Here is an 18,932-nt window from a genome sequence, read left to right on the forward strand (position 1 = left end):
GTTGGAAAAAACAGTGCCGCCATCTCCCCGAATTGCCGTCGCTTTCGGCGGCGGCGGAGCGCGCGGCATTGCCCATATCCATATCGTTGAAGTGCTCGACGAACTTGGTATCAAACCAGTAGCTATCGCAGGTTCTTCGATAGGTTCGATTGTCGGTGCCGGTATGGCCAATGGGATGGCCGGCAACGAAATTCATGAATATATGGCGGCGATTTTCAATCGTCGCTTCGAAGTCGCGAAACTAATGTGGCAAACTAGGCCAGCTCACTGGGTAGAATTATTGAAGGGTGGCTTGCGCGTCAGTCAGTTCAACGTCGAAAAGATACTGAATGTCTTTTTGCCGGTAAGCTTGCCGACGAATATAGAAGAGCTGAAAATTCCAATGACTATTACAGCAGCGGATTTTCATGCTGCTCGGGAAATTCATATCCGAGATGGTGATCTGCGTTCTGCAATTGCTGCCTCTTGCGCTATCCCACCTGTATTCGCTCCGGTACGCCGGAATGGCCGTATTCTGGTAGACGGCGGACTATTCAATCCGGTGCCCTTTGATCTGTTGTTTGATAAAGCTGATATTGTCATCGGCATTGACGTTGTGGGTACACCAGTTGGGACGGAAGATTATATGCCGACCACGTTTGAGGCGATGATCGGCGCGAATCAGCTGACCATGTGCTCCATAATCGAAAACAAATTTCGCATTCGCCCCCCACATATTTTCATTCGTCCCAATGTCGAGCGGATCGGGCTTCTGGATTTCCTGAAATTCGAGCAAATCCTGTTACAAAGTGCCAGTGTTCGTGATGAACTGAAACGCGCTATCGAACTGGCAGTCGAGGGAAAGATTGTACCGATGAATTCAAGTATTACGACTTGAGGTCATCGGCATAGTAATGCGTTTTGCTATTCCGCTGGAATTGGTGATCCAATTGTGTCGCTTGACGTGGCCGTGGATACGATATCATCAGCGCCTTTATCAATGCGCTTTCCTTCGCGGGCGGGTTTGACCAGAGGTTCAGGGGTGACCGGTTTGTTGAAGAGCAGATGGCGGCCAGCCATGATGCCTTCCGAAGCCTGCACGTGGAGACGATCTTCGTCGCGCTGACGAACGTCTTCGCGAATTTCGTAGGCTTGGGTTTCGGCTATGCCGAGTCCTTCGAGCGTCCGCTGACCAAACAGCAAACCGGATTCGAATGTTTCGCGCAGCTCGTATTCCACGCCCTGAGCGCGGAGTTGCAACGTATGTTCCCGATCATATGAGCGAACGAATAATCTTACGTCTGGATATTCCGATTGTATGAGGTTGACGATGTGGTTGGTCGTTTCCTTTTTGTGGGTACAAACGGCGACAATCTTTGCTTTTCGAATTCCAGCAGCTTCCAGCACGTCCTTGCGGGTGCCGTCCCCGAAATAAATGCGAAAGCCGAATTTCCCGGCGGCACGAACACGGTTGGGAGAGCTGTCGATTACAGTTACATCGATACCACCGGCCAGAAGAATCTGCGATGCGATCTGGCCATAACGCGAGAAGCCGACCATCAGTACGTCGGCACTGGCGCCTTCGAAGTTTTCTTCAATTACATCGACTGCCTTGTCTTTGATAAGCAGCTTCGAGCCGATGGCCACTGAAAGCGGTGTGAGCGCCATTGAAACAGTGACTGCGGCGACAAGCTCCGAACCAAGCGCGCTTGAGATTATGGCCGCAGCAGAAGCTGCAGAGAACAGAACAAATGCAAACTCGCCACCCTGCGGTAGAAGAAAAGCAATCCGTACCGCATCGTTATGGTTGGACCGGAAAATGCGGCATAGTAGATAAATAATGGCAATCTTTGTTGCCATGAAGATGGGCACTGCAAGAAGGATAATCTTCCAGTATTGCAAGATCACCGTGAGGTTCAGCGATAAGCCGACAGCAACAAAGAACAATCCAAGGAAAATACCGCGAAAAGGTTCGATGTCCGCCTCAAGTTCGTGTCGATAAGAAGATTCTGCAAGCAGAACGCCTGCAATGAACGCACCCATGGCCATTGACAGACCGGCAGCCTGAAGCAGTCCGGCTGATCCCAGCACCACAAAGAGCGCTGCGGCGATCATTACTTCGCGGGCGCCTGTGTTAGCGATAATTCGAAACATCGGATTGATGAGATAGCGCCCTGCGATCACCAGTGCTGCGATAGCTGCTATTGCCGTGGCGAGATGGAAACCTGCGCTCGCCTGCGACGGCTCGTTTGGCGAAAGTGCCGGAATAATCGCAAGGATTGGCACTATAGCGAGGTCCTGGAACAGCAGGATCGAAAAGGCACGCTGACCGTGTTTCTGGTTCGTTTCGGCCCGGTCTTCCAGAACCTGCATGGCAAAGGCCGTGGACGAAAGTGCGAGGCCGAAACCGATGATGATCCCTGCTTCAGGGCTGAGGCCAGCAAAATAAATGCCAAGAGCGGTCAGAGCTGCCCCACAAAGCAGAACTTGGGCGGTGCCAAGACCGAAGATCGATTGGCGCAACGCCCAAAGTCTTGAGGGTTTCAGCTCAAGTCCGATAATAAAGAGAAGAAAGACAACACCGAGCTCGGAGAAGTGCAGAAAATCTTCTCCGTCGGCAATCAGGCGAGCTACAGGTCCAATCGTGATGCCAGCCGCGAGATAGCCGAGGACTGTACCGAGCCCCAATCGCTTGAACAGTGGTGCAGCGATAATGGCGCCGCCCAAAATCATCAGACACTGTAGGTAGAGACTTCCGCCAGTTGCAACCATGCCAAGCTCTTGGAATTTGGAGAAATGTAGGAGGGCCTGCCTTGAAGCCCTTTGATTTCGGCAATATACAAACAAGATATGGCTGTAATCAGCCCGATGTCGAACAATTTGACGATATTTTTAGTAAGTCCCGGTTGCGGTCCCGCTGTAGATTATAGCGAGAGGTTGAACCGTGATGAACTTGGGAAGTTCGGATTATATAATGATTTCAGATAATTCGGTGGAGAAACTTGTCGACCAGGCAGCCGCTCTTGTGGCTGCGGCTAAACGTGCCGGTGCCGATCAGGCTGACGCAGTCGTGATGCGCGCGCGCGCTGTTAGCGTGTCGGTGAGGTTAGGTAAGATTGAGGGAACCGAATCGTCTGAAAGCGATGATTTCGCTCTGCGCGTTTTCGTGGGACGTCGCATTGCAAGTATTTCGGCCAATGCTAGCGCCGACCCCGACCGCCTTGCCGAGCGAGCCGTCGCAATGGCGTGTGTTGCGCCGGAAGATCCCTATGAACAACTAGCCGATCCTTCGTTGCTTGTGATTTCTCCTCGCGATCTTGATCTATACGATTCGACGGAAATCGCTTCCGAACGTCTGACGGAGGACGCGCTTGCGACGGAAGCAGCGGCGCTTGCCGTCAAAGGTGTAACAAATTCAGGCGGGGCTGGCGCTTCGCGCAGCTTGGGTGGTCTGGTACTGGTCACGTCGACAGGTTTTTCAGGGCACTATGCTGCTACACGCTTTGGACGATCGGTCTCAGCCATAGCGGGCGAGGGCACAAAAATGGAGCGCGATTACGATTTCAGTTCACGCTTGCATTTTTCTGATCTTGATACGCCCGATGATATAGGTCGTCGCGCTGGTGAGCGCGCTGTGCGGAGGCTGGGCGCACGTCAGGCAAAGACGGGACCTGTTACAGTCGTTTATGATCCTCGTCTTGCGCGCGGTATCGCTGGACATCTTGCAAGTGCCATTAACGGCGCTTCGGTTGCGCGCAAGACGAGCTTTCTTCGCGATAGTCTGGGTAAGCAGGTTCTCAAACAGGGCGTAAACGTTACCGACAATCCGCTGCGTGTGCGTGGTTCTTCTTCGCGTCCGTTTGACGGCGAAGGGATTGAGGGGCAGCCTTTGACGATGGTTGAAAATGGGACTCTCAACCATTGGTTGCTTTCTGGATCGAGCGCCCGCGAGCTTGGCCTGCAGAATAACGGCCGTGGTGTTCGTTCTGGCTCTGGTGTTTCTCCTGCGTCAACCAATTTTGCCATCGAACCCGGTTCACAATCGCCGGAAGAATTGATCCGTGCAATCGACACAGGTTTTTATGTAACGGAGGTGTTCGGGCAGGGTGTTGACATGATCACCGGCCAGTATAGCCGCGGCGCATCGGGGTTTTGGATCGAAAACGGCGAACTTGCCTATCCGGTTAGCGAAGTGACGATTGCTTCGAACCTCAAGGACATGTTCCTCAATATGACACCTGCGTCCGATATCGACCGAAACTTCGGGATGACGGCGCCGACACTCGTAATTGAAGGCATGACTCTTGCCGGAAACTGAAAAACACGACGATATTTCCGGGGAACTGGTACTTCTGCGGGATGCCGCGCAGGAGGCTGGCCGCATTGCGATGCGCTATTTTGGTCGTTCCCCGGAAGTTTGGCTGAAGGATGGTTCGTCGCCCGTCAGTGAAGCGGATCTGGCTGTCGACCGCTATTTGAAGGATGTCCTTTTGAACGCGCGGCCAGATTATGGCTGGATATCTGAAGAGACCGTTGATGAACGGGTGGCGGAAAAACGCAGTCGCGCCTTCGTCGTCGATCCGATCGACGGCACCCGTGCTTATATCGCTGGACAGGATCAATGGTGTGTTAGCATAGCCATTGTTGAAAATGGCCGCCCGTTGGCCGGCGTCCTGGAGTGTCCAGCGCGTACAGAACTTATCGAGGCTGGTAAAGGCATCGGCGCTTCGCAAAATGGTGCTGCCATTCATGTCAAGTTACCATCGTCAGGTGAACAAGTCACCATCGCATCAGCCCGCAACATAGTGACGGCACTCCCAGAAAGCTGGCGAGACCGTGCAAAGGTTCATCCCTATGTTCCCTCTCTCGCTTACCGTATTGCGATGGTGGCACGGGGAGATATAGCGGGTACCTTCATTCGGCCAAATTCGCATGATTGGGATCTGGCAGCGGCTGATCTGATCTTGGGTGAGTCGGGCGGGGCAATCCTGACCAGCGATGCCTTACCGATCACATATGGTGGTCCGACGTTGAGCCATGGCGCTCTCGTTGCCGCCAGCGGGGACCTTCTGCAAGAAATGTTGAGTGTTGTCGCGGACTGACCCTTGGGTTAATCATGCCGCGAACCAAATTTATTCAGGGATAATTGTCATGAGCGTCGAAGGCGACAAAAAGCAGCTTCTTCATCTGGTGTTCGGCGGCGAGCTGCAAAAGCTCGGTACTGTTAAATTCCGTGATCTTGAGAACCTCGATATCGTTGGCATCTACCCGGATTACGAGTCGGCCAAGACTGCGTGGAAGTCGAAGGCGCAGCAAACCGTGGACAATGCTCATATGCGTTATTTTATCGTGCACCTGCATCGGTTGCTCGATCCTGAAGGCGTCACGCTGAAGGCGGATTGAGCAGTTTGCCTGCTCCCGGCCAATATCGGATGCAAAGCGGAGATAGCTCGGGTCGGACCACCGGGCATAGGAAGCAAGGCTTCGCGAAACGCCTCTGGCGGCGTATTCGCGGGCCGTTGGCACATTCTGCCGTGGTTAAAGCCATGCTGGTCTGGCTGATCACCGCATACTTCAAATTCGTCTATATGACCAATTCGCGTCTGAAAGAATCGGCCGATCCGCAAGCGCTGGTTGGCAAGGACGATCCTTTCATCGTGACGTTCTGGCACGGGCAACATCTCATGGGGCCGTTCATTTGCCCAAAGGGAATTGAACTGGTTGCCATGTTTTCGAGAAGTGCCGACGCGGAGTTGAACGCTCGTGTTGCAGAAAAGCTTGGATTATTGACGGTACGCGGTTCCGGAGGACGAGGTTCTCGTTCCAAGCCTGAGAAAGGCGGGGCACGCGCGCTTCTGACGTTAAAGAATGCGCTAAGAAAAGGCCAATCGGCGTCGATAATTGCAGACATTGCTCACGGCAAAGCGCGTGAAGCGGGGGAAGGCATCATTTTATTGGCGAAATTGTCCGGTCGTCCGATAATACCGGTTGCTTATGCTTTCTCACGGAACCATGTTTTGGAAAAGTCCTGGGACAAGACGGCGATTCCGCTGCCCTTTGGGCGTTCGATTATCGTGCGCGGCGACAATGTATGGGTCGACGCGGATGCCGATGAAACGCAATTGGAAGAAAAACGCATGGAGCTAACGCGCCAACTCAACGACGCGACCGCCAAGGCCTATGCTGCGTTGGAGAAAGCGAAATGAGCGAACGCTGGGCGCGCAATATGTTGTCTGTCTACCGCGTACTCGGCTCCGCGGCCTATCCTTTTATGGGGCCTTACATCGCCTATCGCGCTTCTCGGGGTAAGGAAGAGCGCATGCGTCGCGGCGAGCGCTACGGCAAATCTGCCATCGCACGTCCGCAAGGGCCGATTATCTGGGCCCATGCGGCAAGCGTTGGTGAAACCGTCGCGATCACACCATTGATTGAGCGGATTGCTGCAACGGGTATACATATCGTGCTGACGACAGGTACTGTGACGTCTGCAAAAGTTGTCGCGGATCAGTTGGGTAACAAGGTTATCCATCAATATGCGCCGCTGGATTTACAACCGGCAGTTAACAAATTTCTCAACCACTGGAAGCCTGATCTTGCCATCGGTTGCGAGTCCGAAGTCTGGCCCGCAACCGTTCTTTCGCTTGGCAGTCGCCATACGCCGCAGGTTCTGGTTAATGGGCGCATGTCCGACCGCTCCTTTGCAGCCTGGCAGAAGAGACCGGCTGTGGCCGAAGCGCTTTTTGAAAATTTCGCCTATGTGGTCGCACAGTCGGAACTTGATGCAGATCGCTTTCGGACACTGGGTGCACGACCGGTTAGTGTTTCAGGTAATCTCAAGGTTGATACGAATCCTCCGCCTGCTGATCCGCAGGCTCTGGCCGCATTGCAACGCCAGATCGGTGGACGGCGGACATGGGCCGCAATTTCGACCCATGACGGCGAAGAAGCGATCACGGCTGAAGTTCATCAGATGCTGAAAGTACGCTATCCGCATCTCATCACGATTATTGTTCCGCGTCATCCGGATCGCGCTCCTGCCATTGAGGCCATGCTGGTTGAAAAGGGGCTCAAGGTTGCGCGTCGCAGCGCCAATGAGCCGATTGAAGCCGATACTGATGTCCTGCTGGGAGACACTATCGGGGAGATGGGGCTTTATCTCCAACTGACTGAAATAGCGTTTATTGGTAATTCACTGACCAAGGAAGGCGGACACAATCCGCTGGAACCCGCGATGATGGGAACTGCCGTGTTGACGGGGCGCAATGTCCAGAATTTCCGTGAATCCTTCCAGCGCCTCATCAAGAACGGTGGCGCACGCATTGTGAAGGATCGCAATATGCTCGCAGGAGCGATCAATTTCCTGTTCAACAACCCTCAGCATCTCCGTGCCATGATCAATGCCGGGGTGAGCACGGTGAGGGACATGCGCGGTGCATTGGATCGTACGCTTGTCGCACTCGAGCCGTTTATCCAGCCGTTGATCCTGCAAGCGCAGTTGCCCGGTAATCGCAATGAGGCTGCCTATCAGACGGGCGGTCACTGAGCATGGTGAGTGAAGCACCGCCTTTCTGGTGGGAGAAACCTGATTGGCGCGCTTTGTCTCTTGCGCCTGCTGCCTGGCTCTACGGAGCGGTGGCGGGGCGCCGGCTTTTGAAAGCGAAACCACCAAAAATTTCTCTGCCGGTTCTTTGTGTGGGCAATTTCACCGTAGGTGGAGCAGGAAAAACGCCGACTGCAATTGCTTTTGCTGCTGGCGCAAAAGCGCGAGGTCTAAGCCCCGGCATTGTGTCACGCGGCTATGGCGGCGCTTACAAGGGACTACACGTTGTTGATCCCGCGCATGACAGTGCGCGTTATGTCGGGGATGAGCCACTCCTGCTGGCACGTCATGCCTCGGTGGCTCTTTGCCCTGATCGGCTAAAGGCGGCTCGACATTTACAGACGCTCGGTTGCGATTTCATCATCATGGATGACGGTTTCCAGAGTGCGCGGCTTTTTGCCGATTTTTCGCTGCTGGTTGTGGATGCCGCGCGTGGTATTGGCAATGGAAAGGTCATACCGGCAGGCCCCCTGCGTGCTCCGCTGACAGACCAGATGCGTAAGACCGACGCTTTGCTGCGTATAGGCAAAGGCGATGGTGCTGATTTCGTTATCCGTCAAGCGGCACGGGCTGGTCGGCCGATATATGAAGCGCAGCTTGAACCGTCGTCCTCCGCTCCGATAGCGGGCAATCGATGGCTCGCATTTGCGGGTATAGGCAATCCAGAAAAATTCTATGCAAGTGTTGCACAGGCAGGCGGTGAGATTGTGGAGACGCGCTCATTCCCCGATCATCATAGTTTTGATGCGGATGATATTCGCAATCTGATGGACACAGCTCGCCGTCAAGGATTGGGATTGATTACAACAGCCAAGGATCAGGTGCGTCTGGCAACGATGATTGGCGTTCCTGTCGGCTTTCTGGCGAAACTCGCGGTTCTCGATGTCGATCTCAAATTTGACCGCAACGACGGGCTTGACCACATTCTGGATACGGTCGTCGAGCGTTTCAAAAGCCGTGTTACGAGCTAATTTTAAGCCTTCTTACGGCTACGTAGTTCGGGATTGACTTCCAACTCACGCTCAAAAGAAATCAGGCCAGTTGCGTAGGGTTCCTGCCGCGCAACGCTCCAATATTTGAGTTCATCGAGCGGGATATGGGCACCGGTCACCGCGCAAGCGACATAGGCTCCGTGCCTGACGATCTCATAATCACCGTCGAGATAACGCAGAACAGCTTCGGAAGAGCGGGGCGATTCAAATTTATTCATGTGTCTAATACCTTTGTGGCTGACTCTAGCAAGTGCCGCGCATTGCGTCCAGCAGTACCGGCATCTTGCTTGGTCGTAATTCTATCAACGCCTACCAAAAAGCCGTTCGATATCTGTCAGTTTCAATTCGATGTAAGTCGGGCGACCGTGATTACATGTGCCTGAACCGGGGGTGGCTTCCATTTCACGCAGCAGGGCATTCATTTCTTCGGGCTTCAGCCGCCGTCCCGAGCGAACGGAGCCATGACAGGCCATGGTTGCCGCCACATGGTTCAGCATGGCTTTTAGCCCGTCCGAAGTATCGTGTTCGGCTATTTCATCCGACAGATCGCGGATCAGCTGCTGTACATTCATTTCTCCCAGCATTGCGGGCGTTTCCCGCACTGCAATGGCACCCGGCCCGAATTGCTCGATGCCGAGGCCAAAGCGTAAAAGCGTTTCTGCGTGGGTTGCCAACCGCTCGGCATCTTCTTCCGGCAAATCCACGATTTCAGGAATGAGCAGCATTTGTCCCGGTATCGGGCGAGAGTGCAGGGCGTTTTTCAACGCCTCATAAACAAGGCGTTCGTGAGCCGCATGCTGATCTACAATAACGAGGCTGTCTTCCGTCTGCGAAACAATATAATTCGCGTGGATTTGTGCGCGGGCGGCACCAAGCGGCTTCTGCTGGAGTTCAGCCGGGGCTTCATCGAGCGTCGCGCGGGCATCCGCGGCAGGCACATCGACGGTTGCAAGCGTCGCCTGATCGCTTTCCTGAAAAGACGATACGGCTGCGAAGTCAAGCGGACGATGTGCCGGATGCGCAGTCTGTGGCGACCATTCGTTTCGGGGGGCGGAGGCTGCGGGGCGCCAGCTCCCGGATGCATAGCCTGTCGAAGAAGGACGCGATGTGAAGGATGGCGCGGAGGCCTGGAACCCCTCCGCGCGGAAGGCTTGCAGCATGGCATCCGCACCGCTGGTCGCCGGTCGAATGCCCGATTGCGCCAATGCCTGCTTGATTGCTCCGACGATCAGTCCGCGCACAAGACCCGGATCTCGAAAACGCACATCAGCCTTGGCAGGATGCACATTAACGTCGACCAGTGCGGGGTTCAGCGTCAAAAACAATACGGCAACCGGATGACGATCGCGTGCCATGACATCAGCATAGGCTCCGCGCAACGCGCCGAAAAGCTGTTTGTCACGCACCGGACGGCCATTCACATAAGCGAACTGATGCAGGGCGTTGCCGCGATTGTGGGAGGGGATGCCGACAAATCCGGCCAGACGCACGCCGTCGCGCTCGGCGTCGATGGCAAGCGCGTTTTCGCCGAACTCTTTTCCAAGCACCTGATTGATACGCTCAAGCGTTGCATCTGCGCCGGTGCCGGTTGCTGCCAGTTCCAACGGTGTTCTGTCTGTCCCTGCAAGCGAAAAGCGGACATGCGGGAAGGCAATTGCGATGCGCTTGACGATATCGGTTATCGCTGAAGCTTCCGCGCGGTCCGTCTTCATGAATTTCAGACGGGCGGGCGTCGCGTAGAAAAGATCGCGCACCTCGGCGATTGTTCCGCGGTTCAGTGCGGAGGGGCGGGGGCCGTCGAGGTGCCCAGCGGAAACCGAAACTTCAAATCCGGAATCAGCGTCCTGCGGACGGGATTTGAGCGTCAGTTTTGCGACCGAACCGATGGATGGCAGCGCTTCTCCGCGAAATCCAAGTGCGCGAATGTCATGTACATCATCAGCAAGCTTGGAGGTGCAGTGGCGGGAGACTGCCAATGGAAGCTCATCGACGGGAATGCCGGAACCATTATCCGTCACGCGCAGCAATGTCTTGCCGCCGCCGCCGGTGACGACCTCGATACGGGTCGCGCCAGCGTCAATGGCGTTTTCGACAAGTTCCTTGATGACGCTGGCAGGGCGCTCGATGACTTCGCCCGCCGCGATCTGATTGATGATGGTTTCGCTTAAGTGTCGAATTGGCATGGACGGACTATAAAAGGATTCGCTCGCGTAAAGAACATGCTTCTACAGCCCGCCCAGACTGTCTTGTGTGCATCTGCGGGTGCCGCTGAAATACACAAGATCGTCAGCAGATAATCGCCTTACTGCGGGGCATAATCCTTATATGCTGGCAAATTCAAATCCGTGAGGCTGTCTGCGTTGATGACTGCACGTGCTACGGCTTCTGCCATAACAGTCGCTGCAATCGCACCGATGGCGGTCACATCGGCTTCCACGCCCTTTGCCTTTCCGGTGGAAAGGGCGAAGATCGTGTCGCCGTCCCACATCGTATGGATGGGGTTGATCGTGCGGGCGAAGCCATCGTGCGCCATGCCTGCGATCTTTTTCAGTTGAGCCTTGTCGAACGAGACGTTGGTCGCTATTGCGCCAATCGTTGTGTTGGCGCCGCCTGACTTTACTACACCGTGGCCCTGCATGATGGCGGACATTGTATCACGGAAGCCCTTGCCGTCCTCTGTCCTTGCACCAGCCAGAATCTGGCGTGAGTTCGGCGCATAGACATCACCGACAGCGTTGACAGCAACGATTGCGCCGACAACGATTTCGGTGCCGGGCACCTTGTAACTGGCAGTGCCGAGTCCGCCCTTCATGGCGTAATCCATGCCAAACATTTTGCCGACAGTCGCGCCTGCACCAGCACCGATATTGCCTTCTCTGGAAGCCTCGGCCTTTGCGGCCTTGCATGCCAGATAGCCGGCTTCTTCATCGGGGCGCACGGAAAAATCTCCGACGCCGAGATCCATCAGGATTGCTGCCGGTACAATCGGAACGACGCCTTTGCCGATCTTGAAGCCGAGATTGTTTTCTTCGAGGTAACGCATGACACCGGTTGCAGCCGCCAGACCATAGGCACTACCGCCGGAAAGCAGGATGGCCTGAACCTGTTGCACATAATTGATCGGATCGAGCAGATCAGTTTCGCGCGTGCCAGGGGCTGAACCGCGCACATCAACGCCCGCGGAAGCGCCTTCCTCGCAAAGAAGGACGGTGCAGCCGGTCGGGCGTTTTTTCAGCGTGTGGTGCCCCAGCTTGATTCCGGGTACATCCGTGATGCTTCCACCCATAAGTTCCAGCATGCTTGTTCCTCCCTCAGTAGCTGCCGATGCGGCATTGACGACAAAGGGTATTGCCCCAAGTCCCGCAAGCGACTTGGTAAATGTTCTGCGATCCATGAACAGTTTTCTCCTCCATTTTTTGCTCTATTGAGAGAGCGTATTCTTTTCGCGTGCCCGGCGCTGGCGCAGAACGTCGGCCACATAGTCACGTGACAGGGCATGATAGAGGGGCTCGTGAGAAATTAGCCGCGCAGTGCCGTAGCCCAGCATTGATGCACACATGAGTGGAATGACATTGTTATGATTGCCGGTCATTTCCAGAATGATGACGAATGCCGTCATGGGCGCTTGCACGACACCGGCAAAATATCCCGCCATGCCAAGAACGGCAGCAAGGCTGGCGCTGGTTCCAAGAACAAAGCCGATTGTGCTGCCCAATCCCGCGCCGACCGATAAAGACGGCGCAAATATCCCGCCCGGTATTCCCGAAATCATGGAGAGGAGTCCGGCAAGAAACTTCGCGATAAAGTAGAGAGGCGGAAGAGCCAGCCCTTCCACGGCGCTTCGAGCTTGGTCGTAGCCCGCACCGAAAGTCGATCCGCCGGATGCGATACCGATGATCGCGACGAGGAGGCCGCAAATTCCTGCGAAAAGCACCGCGTTGCGAAGGGGAGCTTTTTGAACACGACGTCGCACACGGCGTCCTAGTTCAAGCGCGAGCGCACTGAAGGCTGCCCCGAATGCTCCGCCGATTACACCGCAGGCAATAACCAGAACCCAATCCCCGCCAGTCGAAGCCGTAACGGTGGTCAGTCCGAAGTAATTATAGTTTCCAACAAGACCAAGCGAGGCGAGACCAGCGAGAATGACAGCGGACAGCACAAGGCCGTTGGTTCGGGCCGCATAGGCACGCCCCATCTCCTCGATCGCGAAGACGACACCCGCCAGAGGTGTATTAAATGCTGCGGCGATACCTGCAGCAGATCCTGCAAGGATGAGGCCGCGTGCCTGCTCCATGCCGCCGAAACGCGCTGACTGCATCATAATGGAGGCACCGATCTGCACGGTCGGTCCCTCACGTCCGATGGAAGCGCCGCTGAGAAGCCCCGCCAGAGCGAGAACGATTTTACCGATGGCGGTTCTGAGGGAAAGCAACAGAGTTCGATCTTCATGATCTTGCAGGTGGCGCGCGGCAATTGCTTGCGGGATGCCGCTTCCGCCTGAGTTGGGAAACCAGGCCAAGGCGACCCAGGAACAGGCCATAAATCCTAGCGGTGTGATAAGCAAAGGAAGCCAGGCCCGCCAGCAGTTTCCGCTCGTGAGCGTCTTGAACCAATCCTGTGCAATGTCAGCGGCTTCTGCAAAGCCGACGCTGATCAGGCCGATGGCCAGTGCGCCGCACCAAAAGACCAGCCGCGGTTTCCAGACATGTGGCGACATCCACATGGCTTTTGACCGTCTGACAAGCGGAACGCGTCTATAGGATTTTCTCACTTTGCCCCTGCAAAACTGCTGCTGCCCGATTTCGATGTGCAGAGATTTATCACGCAAATCCTTATCGGTAACTGAAACTTGTCAGTAAAAGGCTTTCCATTTGGTCATAACCGTGTTACCAGCCGGTGCCAATTCAACCTAGCAAATCAGATGTGTCGCTGCTCCCGGACCCATTTCCGGAGAGGCGGCTTTTCTCATTCGATAAAACCGGCAAAGGAATTGGCAATGGCTAAAATCGTGGAATCGCCCACTGGCGCTCTCGCTCTCACGTTCGATGACGTGCTGTTGCAGCCGGGCCATTCCGAAGTAATGCCGGGGCAGGTCGACCTGCGCACGCGCATCGCCAAGGATATCGAGCTCAATCTTCCTCTTCTTTCCGCCGCCATGGACACGGTGACGGAATCCCGTCTGGCCATTGCAATGGCACAGGCTGGCGGCATTGGCGTCATTCACCGCAATCTGACGCCCGAGCGTCAGGCCGAAGAAGTCCGTCAGGTCAAGAAGTTCGAATCCGGTATGGTCATAAATCCGGTCACCATAGGGCCGGATGCCACATTGGCCGATGCGCAGGCCTTGATGAGGGCGCACGGAATTTCCGGCATTCCGGTCGTCGAGAATGCAACCAAGGGCCCGGGACGTCTTGTCGGCATTTTGACCAATCGCGACGTTCGCTTTGCGTCCGATCCAAAGCAGAAAATCCACGAACTGATGACACGCGAGAAACTCATTACTGTTCGCGAGAATGTCAATCAGGACGAGGCAAAGCGTCTCCTGCACGCTCATCGCATCGAAAAGCTTCTCGTTGTCGATGATCAGGGCCGTTGCGTCGGCCTCGTCACCGTCAAGGACATCGAAAAGTCGCAGCTCAATCCAAACGCCGCCAAGGATGCCCAGGGCCGCCTGCGCGCCGCTGCGGCAACGAGCGTCGGTGAAGATGGCTACGAGCGCGCCGAACGCCTGATCGATGCCGGCGTCGATCTTCTGGTCGTGGATACGGCGCATGGCCATTCGCAACGCGTTCTGGATGCTGTCGCACGCATCAAGAAGGCTTATCCGAATGTCGCAATTCTCGCAGGCAATGTAGCAACGACTGCCGGTACGCAGGCGCTGATCGACGCCGGTGCTGATGCGGTCAAGGTGGGTATCGGACCGGGCTCGATCTGCACCACGCGTATCGTTGCCGGTGTCGGCGTTCCACAGCTTTCGGCTATCATGTCAGCCGTCGATGCGGCGCAGAAGCAGAACATCCCGGTCATCGCCGATGGCGGCATCAAGTTCTCCGGCGATTTCGCCAAGGCGCTGGCAGCGGGCGCGGTTGCGGCGATGGCCGGTTCGCTTCTGGCCGGGACGGAAGAAAGCCCGGGCGAGGTTTATCTGCATCAGGGACGCTCGTTCAAGGCCTATCGCGGCATGGGTTCGGTCGGCGCCATGGCGCGCGGTTCGGCTGACCGTTATTTCCAGGCTGAAGTGCGCGATGAGTTGAAGCTCGTGCCCGAAGGCATCGAAGGACAGGTCGCCTATAAGGGGCCGATTTCCGCTGTTCTTCACCAGCTTGCAGGCGGTTTGCGCGCCTCCATGGGCTATGTTGGCGCAAAGACGCTGGAAGAATTCCGTGAGAAGGCGACCTTTGTGCGCATTTCCAATGCGGGCCTGCGCGAAAGCCATTCGCACGGCGTCGCCATCACCCGTGAAAGCCCGAATTATCCAGGCGGTATGTAATAGCGTATCAGATGGTTGGTGAAGAAAAGGCGGCCCGGTTGGAGCCGCCTTTTTTGTTTTCAGTTGCTCGCAGTCTTCAGCTTCTTGACCTCGGCCCGGATTTCCCCGAAAGGGCCGACCTTATGCATTTCCGCCGGAAGGCTATCGGCATAGGGACCGTAGCTGGCGTCCACGGGCTTCTCCAGCCGGTTCGGGAAATCACCCTCAAGATTGGCTTTCGCAGGGCGCGGCTTTGACTGGAAGAAGGCAGCAATGTCCCATGCATCTTCCGGTTCCAGTTGCGGCTCTTCCAGCGACACGCCGTTGGGCATATTGGCATGGATGAAGTTCGCAGCCGAGATCAGCCGGTTCATGCCTGCGCCGTCGTTGAAACTGTCTGGTCCCCAGAGCGGCGGAAATTCATAGCCCTTTGCATCGCCTACGACACCGACACGTTTGCCTTGACCATCCGCCCCATGACAGGCCGCGCAAATTTCGGCATAGAGTTTCTCGCCGTGCGTCGGATCGGCCGGGCGTTTCAGTTCCGGTATTTTGCCAGAGCCGCGACCCTCGGTGTTTTCGCCGACAGTCGTCCCTGCGGAGACATATTTAATATAGGCGACCATGGCCTTCATCTCCGGAGAATCGATAGGCAGTGCTGTGCCGTTCAGGCTTCGGGTCATGCAACCATTGACGCGATCTTCAATCGTGCCGACCTGACCTTCACGCGAGCGATACTGCGGAAAGTCACCGTAGACCCCAACGAGCGGTAGTCCATATTTCTTGGTTCCGGCTTCCAGATGGCAGCTCTGGCAGGAAAGATTGTTGCCTGCAAAACGTTTCGTTTCATCAGCTACTTCCGGACCCATATGCGCATAGGTCTCGGTAATAAGATCGCGGCCATGGCGCACAATTCGCCCCCACGCATCGTCAGGCAGTGTGTCGGGATCTGGTATGTCCCAGGCAGCGTCTTCGATTGTGGCTGTTTTTGCGGGCACGTTTCCTGTGCTTGCTGCCGTTACCGAATTTTGCGGCGCTGTTGCCGTATTCTTAGCGACAGCATGGTTTGTACGCGGGGTAACTGAAGAGCGCGAACTGTCGCTCGTTACCGCGAAATAAGTCAAGCTTAGGCAAAAGACGACACCATAGGCCGCCAAATCGGACCACCTCATTATCCCCTCCAGGCAATAGGTTTCAGAATCAAAACGTTGGGTGGCTATGCTTCCAAGCTTAATACAGCCTTAAGAATGTGAGGGGTGGTCAATTCAGGGCAGCGAGAAATCCTGGTCTATTTTCAACCCACTTGCACTTTCGGTAATGCAGTCGGCGAGAGCTTGAAAATCCTTCCGACGCATGCTCTGTCTCCGCCAGAACAAGGCAATTTCCCGTTTCGGTTGTTCGCCTTCAAATGGCACGATGCGCATATGATTACTGCGTGTTTCAGCACGCACCGCGATTTCTGGAATGAGTGTAAGGCCCATGCCATGGCTCACCATTTGTAAAAGCGTGGTCATGCTGGTGGCACCATATTTTACGAACTGACGGTGCGAGGGCAGCGAGCAAACGGCTAATGCCTGATCCCGCATGCAATGCCCCTCTTCTAACAGGAGCAAACGGTCGAGAGCGACATTGTCCTGCGTCATCGGTGAAGCAAGAACCGTTTGATCGTTGGTGGAAGTCGCGATCAGAAAGCGATCATCGAACAATTTTCTTTGGGTAAGCCGTTCATCATCTATGGGGAGAGCAGCGACAATAGCATCGATTTCTCCCGCATGCAGCTCATCAAGAAGTTTGGCGGTTACGCTTTCTCGCAATTGAAGGCGGAATGATGGATGCCGTTCATGCAAAAGCGGAATAAGAACCGGGACCAAATAGGGGGCAACAGTCGGAATGATACCTAGCCTTAGCCGTGTCTGCAGCAGGCCTCTGCTTTGCGCAGCAATTTCTTCAAGTGCATGGAGTTCGCGCAACACTGTTTGGATGCCCGGATAAAGTTGCTTGCCGATCTCTGTCATTATGACTTGTCGTTGAGAGCGCTCGAAGAGCAGTGCGCCTGCAGCGGCCTCCATTTCCGCAATCTGGGCTGACAGCGCGGGTTGGGACACATGCGCCAATTGCGCGGCTTTGCGAAAATGTAGCGTGGTGGCCAGCGCTTCGAAATAGCGCATCTGACGTACAGTAAACATGATAGGGAAAACTTATCAAAAATAATCGGAAAAGCAATTGGAGATTATGATTGGAATAGGTCTAATCTGAGCGAGTTACCTAGCCACGGCGTGACACGGACGGACTGTGCCATGCTTTTAGCAAGGCTAGCCGTATTCCAATATTGGCTTTTCAGGAGGGAATTCCCATGACAGATCGCCCAATTATGACGACGAGTGCAGGCGCTCCGATACCGGACAACCAGAATTCCCTGAGCGCGGGCGAGCGTGGCCCGCTTTTGATGCAGGATTATCAGCTCATTGAAAAACTGAGCCACCAAAACCGCGAACGTATTCCGGAACGTGCTGTCCACGCCAAGGGCTGGGGCGCATATGGTACGCTGACAATCACTGGCGATATTTCGAAATACACCAAGGCCAAGGTTCTGCAGCCAGGTGCCAAGACGCCGATGCTGGCGCGTTTTTCGACCGTTGCCGGAGAGCAGGGTGCGGCTGATGCCGAGCGCGATGTGCGCGGCTTTGCTCTCAAATTTTATACAGAGGAAGGCAACTGGGATCTGGTCGGCAATAACACGCCCGTGTTTTTTGTGCGCGACCCGGTCAAATTCCCGGATTTCATCCACACCCAAAAGCGTCATCCCAAGACGAACCTGCGTTCAGCCACCGCCATGTGGGACTTCTGGTCGCTCTCGCCGGAGAGCCTGCATCAGGTGACGATCCTGATGTCCGATCGCGGCTTGCCGACTGACGTGCGTCATATCAACGGATACGGCTCTCACACCTATTCGTTCTGGAACGATGCCGGGGAGCGCTATTGGGTCAAGTTCCACTTCAAAACCATGCAGGGGCACAAGCATTGGACCAATGCTGAAGCCGAGGGTGTGATTGGCCGCACGCGAGAATCCACGCAGGAAGACCTGTTCACCTCCATCGACAAGGGCGATTTCCCGAAGTGGAAGGTTCAGGTGCAGATCATGCCGGAACTCGATGCGGATAAAACGCCATACAATCCGTTCGATCTTACCAAGGTCTGGCCGCATGCAGACTATCCGCCGATTGATATCGGTATCATGGAGCTGAACCGTAACCCGGAGAATTACTTCACCGAGATCGAGAATGCGGCTTTCTCGCCGTCGAATATCGTGCCGGGGATCAGCTATTCGCCTGACAAAATGCTGCAGGCGCGTATCTTCTCCTATGCAGATGCCCACCGTCATCGCCTTGGCACGCATTACGAAAGCATTCCAGTCAATCAGCCGAAGTGCCCGGTTCATCACTATCACCGCGATGGCCAGATGAATGTCTATGGCGGCATCAAGACCGGCAATCCGGATGCCTATTACGAACCGAATTCATTCAATGGGCCAGTGGAACAGCCATCTGCCAAAGAACCGCCGCTACGTATTTCAGGTGATGCGGATCGCTACAACCACCGCATCGGAAATGATGATTACGCGCAGCCGCGGGCCCTGTTCAATCTGTTCGATGACGGACATAAACAACGCCTGTTCTCCAATATTGCTGCGGCAATGGGGGGGGTGCCGGGCTTCATCGTCGAGCGTCAGCTCGGTCACTTCAAGCTGATCCATCCCGACTATGAGGCTGGTGTGCGTAAAGCCTTGAAGGATGCTCATGGTTACGAAGCCAACACGATTGCCACGAATGAAGAGGCAACAGCGGCTGAGTAAACCGTCTTAATAAGATAGAAAGAAAGCCGGAGCTCACCA

General features: G+C 55.3%; 16 protein-coding genes. 9 read left to right on the forward strand and 7 right to left on the reverse strand.

Annotated elements, in window-relative coordinates; translation table 11 throughout:
* The first annotated feature begins 1 nt into the window (after position 1).
* On the forward strand, positions 2 to 877 hold the full coding sequence (locus JNC70_RS04645; RefSeq protein ID WP_104755512.1) for a patatin-like phospholipase family protein: 876 nt from the start codon (positions 2 to 4) through the stop codon (positions 875 to 877).
* A gap of 26 nt (positions 878 to 903) precedes the next feature.
* Here JNC70_RS04645 and JNC70_RS04650 read toward each other — a convergent pair whose 3' ends face one another.
* Complete coding sequence (locus JNC70_RS04650) at positions 904 to 2,751, reverse strand: monovalent cation:proton antiporter-2 (CPA2) family protein (protein ID WP_104755511.1); 1,848 nt, start codon at positions 2,749 to 2,751, stop codon at positions 904 to 906.
* Between the two features lie 202 nt (positions 2,752 to 2,953).
* On the opposite strand from JNC70_RS04650, the gene JNC70_RS04655 reads away from it, so the two are divergent.
* From JNC70_RS04655 to lpxK, 6 genes are read left to right on the forward strand one after another with little or no spacing between them, the layout of a single operon-like run.
* Complete coding sequence (locus JNC70_RS04655; RefSeq protein ID WP_104755510.1) at positions 2,954 to 4,297, forward strand: TldD/PmbA family protein; 1,344 nt, start codon at positions 2,954 to 2,956, stop codon at positions 4,295 to 4,297.
* Entirely contained in the window at positions 4,284 to 5,081 is a 798-nt protein-coding gene (locus JNC70_RS04660) for a 3'(2'),5'-bisphosphate nucleotidase CysQ (RefSeq protein ID WP_104755509.1), read from the forward strand. Before JNC70_RS04655 ends, JNC70_RS04660 begins: the two co-directional genes overlap by 14 nt.
* 49 nt (positions 5,082 to 5,130) lie before the next feature.
* A complete protein-coding gene (locus JNC70_RS04665) occupies positions 5,131 to 5,382 on the forward strand; it encodes a DUF4170 domain-containing protein (protein ID WP_104755508.1) in 252 nt (83 codons plus the stop codon).
* Positions 5,383 to 5,411: 29 nt separating this feature from the next.
* Complete coding sequence (locus JNC70_RS04670; protein WP_104755507.1) at positions 5,412 to 6,185, forward strand: lysophospholipid acyltransferase family protein; 774 nt, start codon at positions 5,412 to 5,414, stop codon at positions 6,183 to 6,185.
* Entirely contained in the window at positions 6,182 to 7,522 is a 1,341-nt protein-coding gene (gene waaA, locus JNC70_RS04675) for a lipid IV(A) 3-deoxy-D-manno-octulosonic acid transferase (RefSeq protein WP_104755506.1), read from the forward strand. Before JNC70_RS04670 ends, waaA begins: the two co-directional genes overlap by 4 nt.
* A 2-nt stretch (positions 7,523 to 7,524) precedes the next feature.
* Entirely contained in the window at positions 7,525 to 8,550 is a 1,026-nt protein-coding gene (gene lpxK, locus JNC70_RS04680) for a tetraacyldisaccharide 4'-kinase (RefSeq protein WP_104755505.1), read from the forward strand.
* A 2-nt stretch (positions 8,551 to 8,552) separates the two neighbouring features.
* Here the strand turns inward: lpxK and JNC70_RS04685 are convergent, their stop codons facing one another.
* The 4 genes from JNC70_RS04685 to JNC70_RS04700 all read right to left on the reverse strand — a co-directional run bounded on the left by JNC70_RS04685 (position 8,553) and on the right by JNC70_RS04700 (position 13,342).
* A complete protein-coding gene (locus JNC70_RS04685) occupies positions 8,553 to 8,789 on the reverse strand; it encodes a DUF2093 domain-containing protein (RefSeq protein ID WP_104755504.1) in 237 nt (78 codons plus the stop codon).
* A gap of 84 nt (positions 8,790 to 8,873) precedes the next feature.
* Positions 8,874 to 10,754, reverse strand: coding sequence for a DNA mismatch repair endonuclease MutL (mutL, locus tag JNC70_RS04690; RefSeq protein ID WP_104755503.1), 1,881 nt, complete (start codon positions 10,752 to 10,754; stop codon positions 8,874 to 8,876).
* Between the two features lie 119 nt (positions 10,755 to 10,873).
* Positions 10,874 to 11,965, reverse strand: a complete 1,092-nt coding sequence (locus tag JNC70_RS04695) for a P1 family peptidase (RefSeq protein ID WP_104755502.1) — start codon at positions 11,963 to 11,965, stop codon at positions 10,874 to 10,876.
* Positions 11,966 to 11,992: 27 nt separating this feature from the next.
* Positions 11,993 to 13,342 carry a chloride channel protein gene (locus tag JNC70_RS04700; RefSeq protein ID WP_104755715.1) on the reverse strand — a complete coding sequence of 450 codons (1,350 nt, stop codon included), beginning with the start codon at positions 13,340 to 13,342 and terminating at the stop codon, positions 11,993 to 11,995.
* 225 nt (positions 13,343 to 13,567) lie between these two features.
* Between JNC70_RS04700 and guaB the strand changes: the two genes are divergently transcribed.
* Positions 13,568 to 15,061 (forward strand): IMP dehydrogenase, encoded by a 1,494-nt coding sequence (guaB, locus tag JNC70_RS04705; RefSeq protein ID WP_104755501.1) that lies wholly within the window; start codon positions 13,568 to 13,570, stop codon positions 15,059 to 15,061.
* Positions 15,062 to 15,120: 59 nt separating this feature from the next.
* On the opposite strand, the gene JNC70_RS04710 is transcribed toward guaB, so the two are convergent.
* Together JNC70_RS04710 and JNC70_RS04715 are read right to left on the reverse strand one after the other, a co-directional pair.
* Positions 15,121 to 16,212: a c-type cytochrome gene (locus JNC70_RS04710; protein ID WP_104755500.1), complete on the reverse strand. Its 1,092-nt coding sequence runs from the start codon at positions 16,210 to 16,212 to the stop codon at positions 15,121 to 15,123.
* 93 nt (positions 16,213 to 16,305) lie between these two features.
* Positions 16,306 to 17,226 carry a hydrogen peroxide-inducible genes activator gene (locus tag JNC70_RS04715; protein WP_104755499.1) on the reverse strand — a complete coding sequence of 307 codons (921 nt, stop codon included), beginning with the start codon at positions 17,224 to 17,226 and terminating at the stop codon, positions 16,306 to 16,308.
* Positions 17,227 to 17,393: 167 nt separating this feature from the next.
* On the opposite strand from JNC70_RS04715, the gene katA reads away from it, so the two are divergent.
* Positions 17,394 to 18,893, forward strand: coding sequence for a catalase KatA (gene katA / locus JNC70_RS04720; protein WP_104755498.1), 1,500 nt, complete (start codon positions 17,394 to 17,396; stop codon positions 18,891 to 18,893).
* The last annotated feature ends 39 nt before the right edge of the window (positions 18,894 to 18,932 follow it).

The sequence above is a fragment of the Brucella oryzae genome (assembly GCF_041929965.1).
Classification (GTDB): Bacteria; Pseudomonadota; Alphaproteobacteria; order Rhizobiales; family Rhizobiaceae; genus Brucella; species Brucella oryzae.

What these genes read in the sequence shown, in the direction of transcription:
- JNC70_RS04710 (WP_104755500.1), bottom strand. Translation starts at nt 16,212, where the DNA reads ATGAGGTGGTCCGATTTGGCGGCCTATGGTGTCGTCTTTTGCCTAAGC.
- JNC70_RS04715 (WP_104755499.1), bottom strand. Translation starts at nt 17,226, where the DNA reads ATGTTTACTGTACGTCAGATGCGCTATTTCGAAGCGCTGGCCACCACG.
- waaA (WP_104755506.1), top strand. Translation starts at nt 6,182, where the DNA reads ATGAGCGAACGCTGGGCGCGCAATATGTTGTCTGTCTACCGCGTACTC.
- JNC70_RS04655 (WP_104755510.1), top strand. Translation starts at nt 2,954, where the DNA reads ATGATTTCAGATAATTCGGTGGAGAAACTTGTCGACCAGGCAGCCGCT.
- JNC70_RS04670 (WP_104755507.1), top strand. Translation starts at nt 5,412, where the DNA reads ATGCAAAGCGGAGATAGCTCGGGTCGGACCACCGGGCATAGGAAGCAA.
- JNC70_RS04665 (WP_104755508.1), top strand. Translation starts at nt 5,131, where the DNA reads ATGAGCGTCGAAGGCGACAAAAAGCAGCTTCTTCATCTGGTGTTCGGC.
- JNC70_RS04685 (WP_104755504.1), bottom strand. Translation starts at nt 8,789, where the DNA reads ATGAATAAATTTGAATCGCCCCGCTCTTCCGAAGCTGTTCTGCGTTAT.
- lpxK (WP_104755505.1), top strand. Translation starts at nt 7,525, where the DNA reads ATGGTGAGTGAAGCACCGCCTTTCTGGTGGGAGAAACCTGATTGGCGC.
- guaB (WP_104755501.1), top strand. Translation starts at nt 13,568, where the DNA reads ATGGCTAAAATCGTGGAATCGCCCACTGGCGCTCTCGCTCTCACGTTC.
- JNC70_RS04695 (WP_104755502.1), bottom strand. Translation starts at nt 11,965, where the DNA reads ATGGATCGCAGAACATTTACCAAGTCGCTTGCGGGACTTGGGGCAATA.
- JNC70_RS04650 (WP_104755511.1), bottom strand. Translation starts at nt 2,751, where the DNA reads ATGGTTGCAACTGGCGGAAGTCTCTACCTACAGTGTCTGATGATTTTG.
- mutL (WP_104755503.1), bottom strand. Translation starts at nt 10,754, where the DNA reads ATGCCAATTCGACACTTAAGCGAAACCATCATCAATCAGATCGCGGCG.
- katA (WP_104755498.1), top strand. Translation starts at nt 17,394, where the DNA reads ATGACAGATCGCCCAATTATGACGACGAGTGCAGGCGCTCCGATACCG.